The organism is Bowmanella dokdonensis, from assembly GCF_017254865.1.
Classification (GTDB): Bacteria; Pseudomonadota; Gammaproteobacteria; order Enterobacterales; family Alteromonadaceae; genus Bowmanella; species Bowmanella dokdonensis.
The window spans coordinates 638426-655458 of sequence record NZ_JAFKCV010000001.1 but is presented as its reverse complement, the minus strand read 5'-3'; the positions used below and the strand labels follow the sequence as shown (position 1 = coordinate 655458).

Genomic DNA, 17033 nt, shown 5'->3' with positions numbered 1-17033 from the left:
TTAAAAAATCACCACACCACGCTACTCTGATGAAACCAGATGTTTAGAGCCAGTTTGCACAAAATGATAGGACCAGATAAGCGAAAGCCGGCACAGGCCGGCTTTTGCAGAGATTTCCGAATCACAAAAGAATCAGAAGAAAGTATACACCAGGGTAACGGACGTCTGCGTATCCAGTTCTTCGATACCCGGATCCACGTCTGTATTGTGATTGAGAATCAGAGCGACCTTAAGGGCCAGAGATCCGTTGATACGGGCAGCCACAGAGGTCTCAGATTTTGACTTGGTATTATCGCTGCCCACTTCCGTACTGAACAGTTGGCGGAAGGTAGAGGTGTCTGAAATTTTCCATTTGTAGTCCATGGCGCCACGGACAATGACGCTGTTAGCACTCTCACCATCCTCTTTCTCGGCGAAGGAGTAACCCGGACCGATACTGTAGCTGAATGAGGAATTTGCATTTTTCCACAATTGCTGCGCCCAACCGGCTGCAATGGTGGCCTGATGGGCGTAACCGCTGAACCTGTCATCTTCGTATGAAGCAAACGCAAACAGGCGGTGGTTGGGATTTTCCAGCTTGTAGTTACCCTGGCCGGACATAAAGATCTTCTGCGCGGTAGTCTGCTGTTCGGTAGTTGACTCTCCATCAACTTCTACTGTGACCTCATCTTCCTTGTAGAATCCTTCGATGATGTAGTCATTACTCCAGGACTCCAGTTCCTGGTGGGCGTTGAGTTTGCCGTTGAAGGCTGAAGACTCGGTATTGCCTGTGGTCAGGATCAACCCCAGCTCTGCGTCCATGCTGAAAGGCTTGTCTGCTTCTTCCGGTGTGGAAATGTCAGGAGCGAAAAGTTCGTCCAGTGCATCGGCATGCACGGCAGAAGAGACAAACAAGGCGGCGCACAGGGCCAACGAGGTTTTCTGTATCATCAAGCAGTTTCCGTGGTTTATAGGCAAATCGAGCGGTTCGGCGCTATTGTAACGAAATAAATTATTCCTTTGCAGGTTTATCCGTATGTTTTTTAATCAATTGGTAACGCGCAGAAGGAAAAGGTTCAAGCCACCGGGCAATTTTTCCTCTTTTTTTGTAACTTTACTACAAATTTCTTTGGACTTTCATTGCAAAGCGATAAAAAAACGGGCCTGCGGCCCGTTCCCTTATTGTCGGGTCTCAGCTACGTGAAGCCTGGAAGATACTCTCGACTGCCTGATCCAGTTTTTGATTAAAGTCCTGATCCGACTGCCTGGCCGACAAGCCTTCAGTGAGAGCCCGCGAAAAGCTGGCGATCATGCCGTGATTGCGGCTTAGCATGTCATTGGCTTCTTCGCGGCTATACCCCCCCGACAACGCCACGACGCGGATTACGTTGGGGTGCTCGATGCAATCCCGGTAGAAATTGTCGACGTCGGGCAGAGTCAGCTTCAGCATGACCTTCTGGCTGTCGTCCAGCTTATCCAGTTCGGCCAGAATGGCCTGCTTGAGCAATGCCTCGGCTTCAGATTTCTGCGGGCAGTGGATATCCACTTCCGGCTCGATAATAGGGACCAGCCCAGCAGCCAGGATCTGTTTGCCTACTTCAAATTGTTGCTGGACTACGGCGCGGATCCCCTCGACGTTGGCCTGCTTGATTACCGAGCGCATCTTGGTGCCGAATACGCCCTGGTCGTTGGCTTTGGCCAATAGTGCGTCCAGGCCGGGGATGGGTTTCATCAACTGCACGCCATCGGCTTCTTCGGCCAGTCCTTTGTCGACCTTGAGGAAGGGCACCACGTGCTTGGTCTCCCACAGGTAACGGGAAGAGGCTTTTCCTTCGATCTGGCGATCCAGGGTATCTTCAAACAGGATGGCGCCCAGAATACGCTCGCCGGTAAAAGCCGGACTGGTGACGATGCGGCTGCGCATCTGATGAACCAGATTGAACATCTCGTCATCATTTGACCAGGCGGATTCTTCCAGGCCGTAAAGCTTCAGGGCCTTGGGCGTACTGCCGCCGCTCTGATCCAGGGCAGCGATGAAGCCGTCCTGGTTGCGGACTTTGTTCAACATGTCTTGTTTGGCTTGAGCTGCCATCGGCAACACTCCTTTTTACGTTAAGGTACAGAATCGAAAATGCGTGTTGGCCGACTAAGCTCGGCCATCTGAGGGCTCAGGCCCTTCTTGTTTTTTAATCAGGGAAGGCGACTGCACTACTTAGCACCGCCGGGTTATCTGGCGCGTTTCTCCAGCATAGCCACCGCCGGCAGCGTTTTACCTTCCAGGAACTCCAGGAAAGCACCACCACCGGTGGAAATATAGGATACCTTATCGGCAATGCCGTATTTGTCCACCGCCGCCAGGGTATCGCCCCCACCGGCGATAGAGAAGGCTTCACTTTGGGCAATAGCCATTGAAAGGGCTTTGGTGCCTCCGCCAAACTGATCGAATTCAAATACACCTACCGGACCATTCCAGACAATAGTGCCGGCTTTTTTGATGAGTTCAGTCAGTTGCGCAGCGGTCTTCGGACCGATATCGAAGATCATATCCGATTCCGTGACCTCTTCCACCGCTTTGTGGGTGGCCTGGGCCGACTCGGAAAATTCCTGACCAACCACCACATCCACCGGAACCGGAATATCGGCGCCACTGGCACTGGCCTGGTCCAGCAGTCGCCTGGCTTCGGGAATTAAATCCTGCTCGTACAGGGATTTACCCACCGGCTTACCGGTAGCGGCAATAAATGTATTGGCGATTCCCCCCCCGACAATCAACTGGTCCACCCTGGCGGACAGGGATTCCAGGACCGTCAGCTTGGTTGACACTTTGGAACCGCCGACTATGGCCAACAGCGGTCTGGCAGGATTATCCAGGGCCTTGCCCAGGGCTTCCAGTTCTGCGGCCAGCAGCGGGCCGGCACAGGCAACCGGGGCATGCAGTCCCACCCCGTGAGTGGAGGCCTGGGCCCGGTGCGCGGTGCCGAAGGCATCCATCACATAAATATCGCAAAGTGCGGCATATTGTTTGGACAGGGTTTCGTCGTCCTTACCCTCGCCTTTATTGAAACGCACGTTTTCCAGCACCACCAACTCACCGGCAGCCACATCCAGACCGTTGAGGTAGTCTCTGGCCAGCCTCACCGGGATCTTGAGTTCTTCTTTGAGGTAGTCCACCACCGGTGCCAGGGAATATTCGTCTTCATATTGTCCTTCGGTTGGCCGTCCCAGGTGGGACATAACCATTACCCTGGCGCCTTTGTCCAGAGCGTGCCGGATAGTTGGCAGGGAGGCCCTGATGCGGGCATCGGAGGTGACCTTGCCGTTCTTGACCGGTACGTTCAGATCCTGGCGGATTAACACCCGCTTGCCAGCCAGATCCAAATCAACCATTTTCAGTACTTGCATAGAATATTCCTTTTAATTGTCCAGACCCGCCATTACCAGGGCGGTATCCAGCATGCGATTGGCAAAGCCCCATTCGTTGTCGCACCAGATCAGGGTCTTGACCAGCCGTTTATGGCTGACCCGGGTCTGGGTGCCATCGACGATGGCCGAATGAGGATCATGATTGAAATCCACCGACACCAGGGGTTCCTCTGTATAGCCCAGGATGCCTTGAAGTCTCCCCTCCCTGGCTTGCATCAGTGCCTGGTTGACCAGGGCAATATTGACATCTTCCAGCACGGTCACACTTAAATCCATGGCCGTCACATTGATGGTCGGCACGCGTACGGCAATGGCTTCGAAGCGGCCGGCAAACTTGGGCAGGATACGCTCAATCCCAGCCGCCAGGCGGGTATCCACCGGGATAATAGACTGGCTGGCGGCGCGGGTGCGACGCAGGTCATCATGGTAGGCGTCGATGACCTGCTGATCGTGCATGGAAGCATGAATAGTGGTGATGGTGCCGCTGTCCACGCCGAATGCCTGATCCAGCGCCTGGATCACCGGCACGATACAGTTGGTGGTGCAGGAACCATTGGAAACAATACGATGGCCCGACTCCAGCAAATGCTCATTGATGCCGAAAATAACGGTGGCGTCCACATCGGCGCTGGCCGGCTGGGAAAACAGCACCCGCCCGGCGCCTTGCCTGAGATGCGCTTCGCCGTCCTGCCGGGTGCCGTAGATGCCGGTACATTCCAGAACCAGGTCGACCCCCAGCTCCAGCCAGGGCAGCTCATCGATTTTGGCCCGCTGTAATAATTGGATGCTGTCGCCGGCGACATTCAGCTTGTCGTTGCAAAGGCTCACGGCAAAGGGAAAACGCCCATGGGAGGTGTCGTACTTAAGCAGGTGCGCCACCCCTTCCGGCCTGGCCAGCTCGTTGATGGCCACGATCTGGCACTGGCGGTTACGACCGGTTTCATACAGCGCCCGCAAGACATTGCGGCCAATTCGTCCGAAACCATTGATGGCTATTCGTAGCATGAGATCCAACGACTCAAAAAGTGGTTATCCGCCAGCACAGACATCCAGGCTGCCGGCAGAAAAAACAAAGGGCGCTTAAAAGCGCCCGTATTGTACTGGTTTGTTTATTCGCCAAGCAAGGACAAGGCGGTACCGGCAACATTCTCGGCTGTAAAGCCAAAATGCTTCAACAACGCACCGCCCGGAGCCGACTCGCCGAAAGTGGTCATACCCACCACTTTCCCCCCAAAGCCCACATACTTGCTCCAGTAATCCACATGAGCCGCTTCTACCGCTACCCTTGATGTGACGGCAGCCGGCAATACGGCTTCTCTGTAGGCGGCATCCTGGCGGTCGAATACCGAGGTGCTGGGCATGGACACTACGCGTACCCGCTTGCCTTTGTCAGTCAGGGATTCGGCTGCCTTGACCGTGATATCAACTTCCGAACCGGTGGCAATCAGAATCAGTTCGGGCTGGCCGTCACAATCCCGAAGGATATATCCCCCGCGGGCGATATTGGCCAGTTGCTCGTCATTGCGCCCCTGAGCATTGAGGTTCTGACGACTGAATACCAGCGCATTGGGGCCGTCCCTGCGTTCCAGGGCCGCTTTCCAGGCCACGGCCGTTTCCGCCGCGTCACAGGGACGCCAGGTGTCCATATTAGGGGTCAGCCGCAGGGTGGCCAGTTGCTCCACAGGCTGGTGGGTGGGACCGTCTTCCCCCTGACCGATGCTGTCGTGGGTATAGACGAAGATATTCGGGATCCTCATCAGCGCCGACATGCGCACCGCATTACGCGCATATTCCATAAACATCAAAAAGGTCGCGCCATAGGGACGCAGACCACCATGCAGACCAATGCCGTTCATGATGGCGCTCATGCCGAACTCACGCACCCCATAGTAGATGTAGTTGCCGCTGGCATCCGCGGCGGTGAGGCCCTTTGAGCCGGACCAGAGGGTCAGGTTGGAGCCGGCCAGATCCGCCGAGCCACCAATGACCTCGGGCAGCAGTGCGGCAAATTTCTCGATGGCATTCTGTGAAGCCTTGCGACTGGCAATATTTTCACCCTTGGCCTGGCATTCGCGGATAAAAGCATCCGCCTTGGCGGAAAAATCCGCCGGCAGATCGCCGGCAAGGCGACGTTTGAGCTCCTGGGCCAGGTCAGGGTGATCTGCGGCGTAGGCGGCCAGTTTTTCGTTCCAGGCTTTTTCCAGTTCGGCGCCTTTGGCTTTGGCGTCCCAACCTGCATAGATACTATCCGGTATCTCAAACGGAGCATGGGGCCAGTTAAGGAATTCGCGCGCGGCGGCGATTTCATCGTCGCCCAGGGGCGAACCATGGCAGTCATGACTGCCGGATTTGTTCGGTGAACCGAAGCCGATTATGGTCTTGGTACAAATCAGGGTCGGTTTGCCGTTTTCGGCGCGGGCCGCTTCGATGGCAGCCTTTACCTGTTCAGGATCGTGGCCGTCGACATTTTCAATCACGTGCCAGCCGTAAGCCCGGAATCGACCGGGCGTGTCGTCGGTAAACCAGCCTTCCACATGTCCATCTATGGAAATGCCATTGTCGTCCCAAAAAGCAATGAGTTTACCCAACCCCAGCGTGCCAGCCAGTGAGCAGGTTTCGTGGGAGACCCCTTCCATCAGGCAGCCGTCGCCCAAAAAGCAGTAGGTATAGTGGTCGATAATCTGATGCCCGTCCCGGTTGAACTGGGCAGCCAGGACTTTTTCAGCAATCGCCATGCCCACAGCGTTACTGATGCCCTGCCCCAAGGGGCCGGTGGTGGTTTCCACGCCCGGCGCATAACCATATTCTGGATGGCCCGGGGTTTTGGAATGCAACTGGCGGAAATTTCTGATCTCTTCCATCGGCAGGTCGTATCCGGTCAGGTGCAGCAGGGAGTAAACCAGCATCGAGCCGTGACCATTGGAAAGCACGAAGCGGTCCCGGTTAGTCCAGTCAGGATTGGACGGATTGTGCTGCATAAAGTCGCACCACAATACCTGCGCGATATCGGCCATGCCCATGGGGGCCCCGGGGTGACCTGACTTGGCTTTCTGGACCGCATCCATTGACAAGGCACGGATGGCATTGGCGAGTTCTCGACGTGAGGGCATAAATTCTCCTGCTTGGGGCTAAAGAGCCTGCTGTTCGCTGCTATATGGGCAAAAACGGGCAACTATTCTTACCCAGCCTGGCGGTGACTGCAACGAACTTGGCAGATTCCACCATGGTAAAAGTGAATAAACTAAAGCGAATGGTTGTATGGAAAGCAAACTTAACAAACAGACATTTAGACGTCTAGATGTAAAGATTGGAAAAATACTGCCGATTTTGTAAAATGGAACCCATCTGTGTCGATACAGGGCACAAGAATTCAATTGAGGATCCCCTATGACAAGACACCTGTTTACCTCCGAGTCAGTCTCTGAAGGTCATCCTGATAAGATTGCCGACCAGATCTCCGACGCGGTGCTGGATGCCATCCTGACCCAGGATCCCAGGGCCCGGGTGGCCTGTGAAACCTTCGTTAAGACCGGCATGGTGCTGGTGGGCGGGGAAATCACCACCACCGCCTGGGTGGATATTGAGGAGTTAACCCGTAACACCGTACGGGAAATCGGCTATGTTCATTCAGACATGGGTTTCGATGCGGATTCCTGTGCGGTACTCAATGCCATTGGTAAACAGAGTCCGGATATCAACCAGGGCGTGGACCGCTCCCGTCCCGAAGAACAGGGCGCCGGTGACCAGGGCCTGATGTTTGGCTTTGCCACCAACGAAACCGATGTGCTGATGCCCGCCCCCATTACCTACTCCCACTTGCTGGTCAAGCGCCAGGCCGAAGTGCGTAAAAACGGCACCCTCGAATGGCTGCGTCCCGATGCCAAAAGCCAGGTGACCTTTATCTATGAAGACGGCAAGCCGGTGGGAATCGATGCGGTCGTCCTGTCGACCCAGCATTGCGGCTCCATCAACCTGCCCACCCTCAAGGAAGCGGTAATGGAGGAGATCATCAAGCCGGTGCTGCCGGCAGAATGGCTCAGCCGGGACACCAAGTTTTTTATCAATCCCACTGGCCGCTTCGTTATAGGCGGTCCCATGGGCGATTGCGGCCTGACCGGGCGCAAAATTATTGTCGATACCTATGGTGGCATGGCCCGCCACGGGGGCGGTGCGTTCTCCGGTAAGGATCCGTCCAAGGTGGATCGCTCTGCTGCCTACGCCGGACGTTATGTGGCCAAGAATATCGTCGCTGCCGGCCTGGCTGAAAAATGTGAGATTCAGGTCTCCTACGCCATCGGCGTGGCCGAGCCCACGTCAATCAGTATTGAGACCTTCGGCACCGGCCGCCTGGACGAGGAAAAGCTCATCGCCCTGGTGCGTGAGTATTTTGATCTGCGTCCCTATGGCCTGATCAGGATGCTGGATCTTGAACGGCCAATCTTCCAGGCCACGGCCGCTTATGGCCACTTCGGCCGCGAGGAGTTTCCCTGGGAGGCTACTGACAAGGCCCAGTTGCTGCGCGACGCAGCCAATCTGTAAGCCGAACACCGGGTTGCCCTGGTAGCTCAGCCCGGTGTATAGGTCCATGGATGGACCCTATACAGCCAACGCCGGGAAATTTCACCGGCGAATGGCATGAAACATTCTTCTTTACCATTATTGGCATTCGCCGCTGGACTGGATCACAATAAGGGCAGTTCAACCAATGAGAGACAGGATGAAACTCAAGACCCTGACCCTGGCCCTGTGCACCGCTTCCCTGCTGGTGGCCTGCGCCAAATCCCCCCTCGGTCGCAACCAGCTTAAACTTTATTCGTCGGATCAATTGTCGGCCATGGGCTCCCAGGCCTTCGACAGCATGAAATCCGAGCAGAAGGTTTCCTCTGCACCGGTACAGAACCAGTACGTCACCTGTGTGGCCAGGCATATTGCCGATCAGGTCTCGGATGACGTCTATGCCGGCCAGTGGGAGATCGTGGTTTTCGACGATGATCAGGTCAACGCTTTCGCCCTGCCGGGGGGCAAAATCGGTGTCTATACCGGCCTGCTCAAAGTGGCCAAAAACCAGCATCAACTGGCTGCCGTGCTGGGCCACGAAGTGGGCCATGTGATTGCCGGCCACAGCAACGAACGTATGTCCAACAGCACCCTGATCGGTATCGGTATGGAGGCCACCAGCCAGATCCTGCAAGCAGGCCAGGTGGGTAACAGCCAGATGATCATGGCCGGCCTGGGTCTGGCCAGTCAGGTGGGTATCCAGCTGCCTTTCAGCCGGGTACACGAATCGGAAGCGGATCTGATAGGCTTGCAGTTGATGGCCAAAGCCGGGTTTAATCCCCAGGAATCGGTGGAACTGTGGAAAAACATGGAGCAGGCCAGCGGGGGCCAGCGCCAACCTGAACTGCTTTCCACTCACCCAGCGCCGCAAAGCCGTATTGAGAACCTGTCGGCCAATATGTCCCCCGCCCTCAAGGACTATAAAACGGCCAAAAACAAACCGGATTGCCGGGAATAGTCAAAGTCAGATGCTGATTGGCTGGAAACAAAAAGCCCGTCGATGACGGGCTTTTTTGACGCTGCACCTTATTGCTGCGCTTTAGTTTCCTGTTTATCCTCGTTTTCCGCATCGTCCTTGTGCAGATAGACATCCATCTGCGGGTAAGGGATGACAATGCCTTCCTCATCGAAGCGCAATTTGACCGCCTCGGTAAAGTCCCATTTCAGCGACCAGTAGTCGGCCACCTTGGCCCAGGGCCGGACGATAAAATTGACGCTGCTGTCGGCCAGCTCAGACACTGCAATAGTAATGGCCGGCTCCTTGAGGACCCGCTCGTCGGCCTCCAGCATCTCTCTCATAATCTGCTTGGCTTTGCGCAGGTCGCTGTCATAACTGATCCCCACCACCATGTCCACGCGGCGCGTTTCCATGGCCGAATAGTTGGTGATATTGTCTGAATAGATGGCACCGTTGGGAACGATGACCACTTTATTGTCCGGCGTGGTGAGGGTGCTGGTAAAAATCCCAATGCTGTTTACCGTGCCGGCAGTCCCCCCCGCTTCCACGTAGTCCCCAGCCTTGAACGGACGAAACACCAGCAGCATGACGCCGGCAGCGAAATTGGCCAAAGAGTCTTTCATGGACAGGCCAATTGCCAGGCCTGCCGCGCCAAGCAGAGCGACCAGTGACGTGGTGTCCACACCCAGTTGATCCAAGGAGGCGACAACCACAAACAGGGTCAGTACGGCGCCTAATATCGACTTCACGAACTCGATCAGCATGCTGTCCCACTTGGAGCGGCCCATGACCTTGCCAAACAGGTTGATCAGCAAACCCACCACCAGCCGGCCGATAACAAAGATCAGCAGGGCCAGGACGATATTGATGCCCCAGGGGATCAAATAGGTTTCAATCAGTTCGGCCACATTTACCGATTCAATCATGCGAGTTCTCCATATCCAGTGTTGTTATTCTGTGCCGCAGCGCCTGTCAAACGGGCAGATCAGTCATCAAGCATATCAGATTTTTACCACAAATCAGTTAATTGTCAGCGGCCCACGCAGGCAGATATGCTGCTGTTCAATCCCGGTGGCAAATTGGTATCATGCCCTCCCGCCCGGCCTGGCGCGCCAGGGAAAAAGCCGCGGATTTAAAACAGCCGCCCGCCTTTGGCTACACTAGGTTGGGATTGATTTATTTTTGCCATTCAGGATGAAAGCCATTGCGACCTTACTCCAACCTTTTGCTGTTCGGAATTCTCTGCATGCTATTTTGCAGCAGCGCGCATGCCCAGCAGCAAATCGAACTGAGTATTCAGGGGGCAAACGAAGCGCAACAACAGAATATCCGCGCACATCTGGGGTCCTTACCTACCGAGCCCCACCAGATCAACGCCTTTATTGCCAAAGCCAGGGAGAAAACGCTGAGTGCCCTGGTTGCCCTGGGTTACAACAATGCCCATGCAAAAGTGCAGGTCAACCGAGAGGTACAGCCTCTGCGGGTCACCATATCTGTCGACCCTGGTGCCCCGACCCGCATTACCCAGATGGACCTGAGCCTCAAGGGAGACGGCCTGGACGATGACGAGTTTCAGCAACTGCTGGCCGGGATCATCCAGCAGCAGGGCCAGATACTGAACCACCAGAGTTATGAAAGCTGGAAAGACAGGATCCAGACGTACGCCCGTAACCACGGTTATCTTTCAGCCAAATGGATTACCCATGAATTGAGGGTCAATACCGAAACCCGGGAAGCCAGGGTGATACTGGAGTTTGATACGGGTGTCCGACATCAGGTCGGCGAAGTAAATTACAAAGGGTCGGATGTGTCCCGGGAGCTGCTGGAACGCATGTCCCCCCTGACCCTGGGTGAACCCTATCAAAGCTCCCTGCTGAGTTCGCTGGAATCAGCCTTGCGGCGGTCAGGCTATTTCGATGATGTGCTGGTTACCCCAGACCTCAATAAGGTGCACGACCACCAGGTGCCCATCAATGTGGCGCTGTCCGACGCCCCTACCCACAGCTTTAAGGTGGGAGTGGGATACGTGACCGATACCGGGCCAAGAGCGCAGTTCAACTGGCGTACCCCCAGAATAAACCGCTATGGTCACAGCCAGGAAACCACCCTGCGCTACTCCACAGTGAATCCCTACATCAATTTTTTCTACCAGATCCCCGGCGAGGATCCGTTAAACGAGCATTACCTTATCAGCCTGGGGCTGGAGCAGAATGACTATGGCGATCTGACCAGCACCCAGAAACGTCTGGCGCTGAGCCGGCAATCTACCCACAAAAAGTGGGTGTGGGCGACCCAGTTGCGCTGGCTGGATGAAAACTGGAACTTCGCCGAACAGGACTACCGGGCCCAATATCTGTTGCCGGGCCTGACCCTGTCCCGCACCCGGCGCGAAGGGCCCATCCGGGATCCCGAGGCGGGCTTTTTGCAGAATTATCAGGTAGAAGCCACCGACCAGAACCTGGGTTCGGGGGGCCGGCTGTTGCGACTGACGGGTTTCTGGAAATGGCTGCACCGTTGGGGCGATCACCGGGTGGTCCTGCGTGGCCAGGCAGGCATCAATGTCACGGAGGAGGAAGGTGTGGAGAGTCTAGCACCATCCCTGCGTTTCTTTGCCGGCGGTGATCAGAGCATTCGTGGTTTCGACTACAACAGCCTGGGTCCCACTACCACAGTGCAAACAGACGATGGCCCGGAACAGCGGGTGATAGGCGGCAAGATGCTGGCTGTGGCCTCAGCCGAGTACCAGTACTACCTCTACGATGACTGGCGGCTGGCGATTTTTACCGACGCCGGCAATGCCTTTAACCGTGACAAGTTCAACCCGGTCCAATCCGTGGGTACAGGGGTTCACTGGCTGTCCCCGGTGGGGGCCGTGCGTGTGGAAGTAGCCTATGGCATCAGTGAAGAGGACAGGCCCTGGCGGTTGCATATCAGTATGGGGGCGGAACTCTGATGAGGCCCTTTTCCTTCAAGCCACTGCTACGCACAACGCTTCTGGCCCTGGCGATACTGGTGTTCCTGTTTGTTGCGGCATTTTATCTGCTGACAGCCACCCGCATCGGCACTGGGATTCTTCTGGGGCAGGCTGAATCCCGGTTGGAAGGCCTGACACTGAACCACGATTCAGGCAGCCTGCTGACCGGGTTGATACTGACAGATATCCAGTATCAACAAGCCGGTTTAAAACTGACAGCCAGCCGTCTGGAGCTGGATATCTCCGCCCGGGCATTGCTCATGCCGAGACTGGTGATACAGAAACTGGATTTGCAACAACTGAGGCTCCGGTTGCCAGCCAATGAACAGACCTCTGCCGCCCCGGCCAACTTTGCTGGCACCAGCAAGCTTGATCTGCCTGACTGGTTACCCCCCATGATTATCCGGCAGATGCAGGTGACCGACAGTCGAATCAGTGCTCCGGCCATGATCCTTGCCTGGCAGCAACTGGATTTGGCAGCCAGTCTGCAAGGCCAGTGGCTCAATCTGGATACATTCTTGCTTAAGGGGCCCCAGGTGGAACTCCTGGAGACCCGCACGCCAACGGACGACGCCGGATGGCCGCTGGCCAACTTGCCCACCCTGCAGGCGCCGGTGAATATTCGTCTGCGCGATGTACAGATTAGCGATTTCCAACTGCAGCAATCGGGCCGGCATTGGGCCATGGAGTCCCTGGCATTGCAGATGCATTGGCAGGACCAACGTGTTCAACTGGACAAACTGGCCCTGAGAATGCGCAGCGTTGGTCAGTTGGATCTGCAAGGTTCGGCGACTCTGGCAGGCCCATACCCCCTGAGCCTGAACGCCAGGTTAAGGCCCGCTGCCGAACTTCTGCCGGCTCCCCTTGAGGCCTCACCCTGGCAGTTACAGGCCAGCGGTAACCTGCAGGAACTGTCACTGCGCGTGAAAGAAACAGAGCAATTGTCGCTGGCGCTGCAGGGACGGGCCGATCTGACCGACAGCCAGCTCCCCTTTGAAACAGAATTTTCACTGCAGACAGAGGCCCTCAGTCCTTTGCTGAGTCTGCCAGACGAAGCCAGCTTCCGCCCGGGTAAACTGACCGGCACGGCCAGCGGCAATCTGGCCTCTCAACAGGCCAGTCTGCAACTGGCCGTGCAGGGGTTCGGTTTCGGTCAGCCTACCCCGGCCAGCATCAGGCTGAAGGCCAACCATGGGGCGGGTCAACTGAACAATCTGATCCTGACCTTCAAGGATCCCGACAGCGGTTCTTCCATGACCTTTGAGGGACAGTTGGATTACCGCCAGCCCATCCGCTGGCAATTGGATGGCCAGATTGACAAGCTGGTGGTGGACTCCCCTCTGATCCCCGTTGCCGGTAACATCAGCGGCAGCCTCTCACACCAGGGGGAATGGCATGACGGACAATGGGCCGTACAAGTTAAAGATACCAGGCTGCAAGGCACCCTTGCCCAGACGCCATTGCGACTGAGGGCGGTGGCAGACATCAGCCACCGGGGACAGCTCAGGGTCGAAAACCTGGATCTGGGTGTGGAGGCCTTTATGAGCACCCTGAAGCTGACCGGTCAGGCAGAACAGGACTGGCAAATTGAGGGTCGGCTGATAGCGCAGGATCTCAGCGCCCTGTCCAGCCAGCTTGAAGGCCAGTTAGAGTCCGACCTTAGCATCAGCGGTCCCATTAAAGATCCGAAACTGGATCTGCAAGGCAAGATTTCCCAGTTGCATACCCAGGGCCTGTCGCTCAGCGATACCGGCTTCGAGGCCCGGTACCAGCCAGCGAGCCAGCACCAGACCAAAGTGGAAATCAGCTTGCCGAGTATTACCTGGGACAACAGTCAGCACTTTTATGGCCAGGCCAGCCTCGAAGGTAACCTTGAACAACACCGCCTGCACCTGGAACTGGACGGCGATGTGCACTCGACCCTGGAATTGACCGGCAAGGCGGATCCTGACTTCGGACGCTGGCAGGGACAACTGTCACAAGCTCGTCTGGCTTTGCTGCAGGAGGAGTGGCAATTGCAGGAGCCCGTTGATTTGGCAATTGGCGGGCAGACCTCGGTATCAGCCCACTGCTGGCAAGGGCGGTTCAGTGAACTCTGTCTGCAACAACCCCTGACGCTGCCAGGCCAGGAGCCCATAGTGGTCAGTGCTGAGGTAGATTATGGCGCCTGGGTGCAGGCCAATCCGGACAGACTCATCCAACAGGATCTGCAAGGCAGAGCAACGCTGCAGGCCAGTATCAGACTGCCGGAGCAAGGGCTGCCGATTATCGATCTGGAGGCTTCGCTTTCATCTGGCCACCTTAAACAGCAACTCGAAGAAAAAACCCTGGATTTGCTGGATTGGCAGGGAGGCACCCTGACCGTCCACACTGACGAGCAGGGGATAAAATTAGAAGGCCGCCTGACGGACGAACAATCTGCCCCAATGGTACGGCTAAATGCCCAGATAGGGCCCAAGCCGGATATGTCCTTGAATGGCGAACTGCAATTGTCCCCTCTGCCACTGGCAGGCTTTATGCCCTTATTTCCTGAACTGAGCCGATTGGAGGGCATGCTGGGGGCAGATATAAGATTGTCTGGCAGACTGGACCAGCCTCAACTGGCGGGCAATCTTCAACTGCAGCAGGGGGCCATCACCCTCGCCCGCTCGCAGAGTACAGCGGAACAAATCGCATTGTCAGTGGAGTTCGAGGGTAACCGGGCCGATTTTTCCGGTCAGTGGCAAATGGGCGAGGGACAGGCGAACCTCAATGGCACCAGCCGCTGGGATCCCGGGCAGAGTAACTGGCAGGAAGCCCTTTATCTGAAAGCCAGGCTGCAAGGCCAGAAACTACAGATTAAATCGTTACCCGAGCTGTATGCCGATGTCAGCCCGAACGTGAATATTGAGCTGGACAAAAAGCTTAACCTGACCGGCAAAGTCACTATAGACAGCGGCGTTGTCAGGTTGGCCAGTCTGCCAGAGTCGGCGGTTTCCGTTTCCGACGATATGGTGCTGGTTAATGAAAATCAACGGCAGATGGAGACCATGCTGGCCAGAAACATTGATTTGGACATTGAGCTTGGAGAACCTTTCAGCATCAGCGGATTTGGTTTCAACGGCAAGCTGGATGGCAGCCTCAACGCCAGGCAAACCAGCCCCGCTCCTCTTGAGCTGTACGGTACCCTGACCTTCACCGAAGGGTTTTACAAAGCCTATGGGCAGAATCTGGAAGTAAAAAGCGGCCGATTGCAGTTTCTCGGCCAGGCAGACAATCCGGTAGTGCAACTGCAGGCCATCCGGCCGCTCAAAGGCACCTCGGTGGAGGCAGGCATTCAGGTATCCGGACCAGCCAACAACCTCAAGGTGGACCTGTTTTCCAACCCCAATATGGAGCAAAGTGCCATCTTGTCTTATATTTTGCGCGGTTCCGCACCACAGAACGGCACAGACATAGACGGAAGCTCGATGGCGCTGGTCATGGCGGCCAACCAGGGCATCGGTATTACCGGGGCCAGCGGCCTGACGGATGCGCTCAATGAAATCCCGCTGATCAGCGACATTACCCTGGATACGGAAACGGATGCGGTCAGCGGCGACAGCCTGGCCACAGTCAGCGGTTACATCGGCGAACGTATCTATCTGAAATACGGAGTGGGAATTCTTGAGCCCGTCACTCAGGTGACGGTGCGCTTCTACCTGATGAACCAGCTCTGGCTGGAAGCCGTCAGTAGCCTCGAACGGTCAATGGATCTTTATTACAGTTTTGATATTGAATGATCCGCATCGGCCCTGTGCCGTAACCAGAAGCTGAACAGGAGGTTTAGCCAATGAAAAATCTGATACCCTTTTTTATCTTTACCTTGTTGACAATGAGCCTAGTCTGCAACCCGGCCTTTGCCAGTCAGTTAGGGAGTCTCGACGAACTGCAGCAGCACCGGCTGTTGCTGCTCAAAGCTGTTGCCGGGCAGGAACATGATGTCAGCGGGCTGCGGGATGCCCGGGATAAATTTGCGCAGAGGGATCTTTATTGGTTTGTCATACAGAATGAGCAAATCGTCACCAACTACCCGGCCCCGCTGACCCCTGAATTCGGAGAACATCTGGTGACCCGCTACTTTCGCGACCACAACCATAGCCTGGTGTTGATTGGTAAGGACGGTCTGGTCAAGCAACAGGCAGCCGACCTGGACATTGACCAGATACTCGCTGTGATCGACAGTATGCCTGTGCGTCGCATGGAGGCGAACCGGCAGAAAGGCTCAAATCCCCATTAATGCAACGGCGAAGAAAAGCTACGGGGTGCGTTTACCGGCGCTTTGGCTTAGACTGGCGCCAATATTAATCCGCTGCCAACAGCCATGCGTATTCCCCGCTTTTTTCATTCCCAGATCCTTATCGTTGACCATGAGGTACAACTGGAACCGGATGCCGCCAATCATGCGGGCAATGTGTTGCGCCTGAAGGAAGAGCATCCCGTTGTGCTGTTTAATGGCGACGGCAATGAATATCCGGCCACCCTGTGTAAGGTGGACAAACGCCAGGTATGGGCCAGAGTCGATGCCAAATTAGGCATCAGTTGTGAATCCCCCCTGTCCATTCACCTGGGTCAGGGAGTCTCCAAGGGCGACAGAATGGATTTTGTCCTGCAAAAGTCGGTGGAGCTTGGTGTGACAGAGATTACCCCCCTTCTGACCGAGCGCTGTATGGTCAAACTGAACCCTGATCGCTGGCAGAAAAAGCACGAACAATGGCTTAAGATCATTGTGGGGGCTTGTGAACAGTGCGGCCGTAATACCTTGCCCGTTTTGCATCCTGTGGCCAATCTGGCCGACTGGACCCGACAATCCACCAACGCCCTGCGACTGACTCTGGATCCCAGAGCGGAAAAACGTATTGCGGAGCTGGACAAGCCTGCCGGAAGGGGGATCAGACTGCTGATAGGACCAGAAGGCGGACTGAGCGAACAGGAACTTTACCAGGCCGGTGAACATGGGTTTCAGTCTGTCCTGCTGGGCCCAAGAGTGCTGCGTACAGAGACGGCCGCCCTGACTGCCATTGCCAGCCTGCAGAGTCGTTTCGGCGACCTTTGAATTGCCCAGAATTGATTATTTTGCAAGCAGGTACCGTTCTGATACATTGAGCCATGCGTTGTCGCTGG

General features: G+C 55.9%; 12 protein-coding genes. 6 read left to right on the top strand and 6 right to left on the bottom strand.

Annotated features, from left to right (window positions below; all coding sequences use genetic code 11):
- Nucleotides 1-132: 132 nt before the first annotated feature.
- The 5 genes from J0A66_RS03005 to tkt form a co-directional block, all read right to left on the bottom strand.
- Nucleotides 133-930 (bottom strand): DUF481 domain-containing protein, encoded by a 798-nt coding sequence (locus J0A66_RS03005; RefSeq protein ID WP_206572274.1) that lies wholly within the window; start codon nt 928-930, stop codon nt 133-135.
- A gap of 241 nt (nt 931-1171) precedes the next feature.
- Entirely contained in the window at nt 1172-2071 is a 900-nt protein-coding gene (locus J0A66_RS03000; protein ID WP_206572273.1) for a fructose bisphosphate aldolase, read from the bottom strand.
- A 134-nt stretch (nt 2072-2205) separates the two neighbouring features.
- On the bottom strand, nt 2206-3381 hold the full coding sequence (locus tag J0A66_RS02995) for a phosphoglycerate kinase (protein ID WP_206572272.1): 1176 nt from the start codon (nt 3379-3381) through the stop codon (nt 2206-2208).
- Nucleotides 3382-3393: 12 nt separating this feature from the next.
- On the bottom strand, nt 3394-4407 hold the full coding sequence (gene epd / locus J0A66_RS02990; protein ID WP_206572271.1) for an erythrose-4-phosphate dehydrogenase: 1014 nt from the start codon (nt 4405-4407) through the stop codon (nt 3394-3396).
- Nucleotides 4408-4511: 104 nt separating this feature from the next.
- Nucleotides 4512-6512 carry a transketolase gene (gene tkt / locus J0A66_RS02985; protein WP_206572270.1) on the bottom strand — a complete coding sequence of 667 codons (2001 nt, stop codon included), beginning with the start codon at nt 6510-6512 and terminating at the stop codon, nt 4512-4514.
- 277 nt (nt 6513-6789) lie between these two features.
- Between tkt and metK the strand changes: the two genes are divergently transcribed.
- Entirely contained in the window at nt 6790-7941 is a 1152-nt protein-coding gene (gene metK, locus J0A66_RS02980) for a methionine adenosyltransferase (protein ID WP_206572269.1), read from the top strand.
- Between the two features lie 178 nt (nt 7942-8119).
- Entirely contained in the window at nt 8120-8917 is a 798-nt protein-coding gene (locus tag J0A66_RS02975) for a M48 family metallopeptidase (protein WP_206572268.1), read from the top strand.
- Between the two features lie 68 nt (nt 8918-8985).
- Here J0A66_RS02975 and J0A66_RS02970 read toward each other — a convergent pair whose 3' ends face one another.
- Nucleotides 8986-9843 (bottom strand): mechanosensitive ion channel family protein, encoded by an 858-nt coding sequence (locus J0A66_RS02970; protein ID WP_206572267.1) that lies wholly within the window; start codon nt 9841-9843, stop codon nt 8986-8988.
- 320 nt (nt 9844-10163) lie between these two features.
- On the opposite strand from J0A66_RS02970, the gene J0A66_RS02965 reads away from it, so the two are divergent.
- The 4 genes from J0A66_RS02965 (at nt 10164) to J0A66_RS02950 (ending at nt 16965) form a co-directional block, all read left to right on the top strand.
- Entirely contained in the window at nt 10164-11870 is a 1707-nt protein-coding gene (locus J0A66_RS02965; RefSeq protein ID WP_206572266.1) for an autotransporter assembly complex protein TamA, read from the top strand.
- The gene (locus tag J0A66_RS02960; protein ID WP_206572265.1) at nt 11870-15652 is read left to right on the top strand and encodes a translocation/assembly module TamB domain-containing protein; all 3783 of its coding nucleotides are present in this window, start codon (nt 11870-11872) and stop codon (nt 15650-15652) included. The genes J0A66_RS02965 and J0A66_RS02960 overlap by 1 nt, the downstream gene beginning before the upstream one ends.
- A 50-nt stretch (nt 15653-15702) precedes the next feature.
- Entirely contained in the window at nt 15703-16149 is a 447-nt protein-coding gene (locus J0A66_RS02955) for a DUF4174 domain-containing protein (protein ID WP_206572264.1), read from the top strand.
- Between the two features lie 84 nt (nt 16150-16233).
- The gene (locus J0A66_RS02950; RefSeq protein ID WP_206572263.1) at nt 16234-16965 is read left to right on the top strand and encodes a 16S rRNA (uracil(1498)-N(3))-methyltransferase; all 732 of its coding nucleotides are present in this window, start codon (nt 16234-16236) and stop codon (nt 16963-16965) included.
- Nucleotides 16966-17033: the final 68 nt, after the last annotated feature.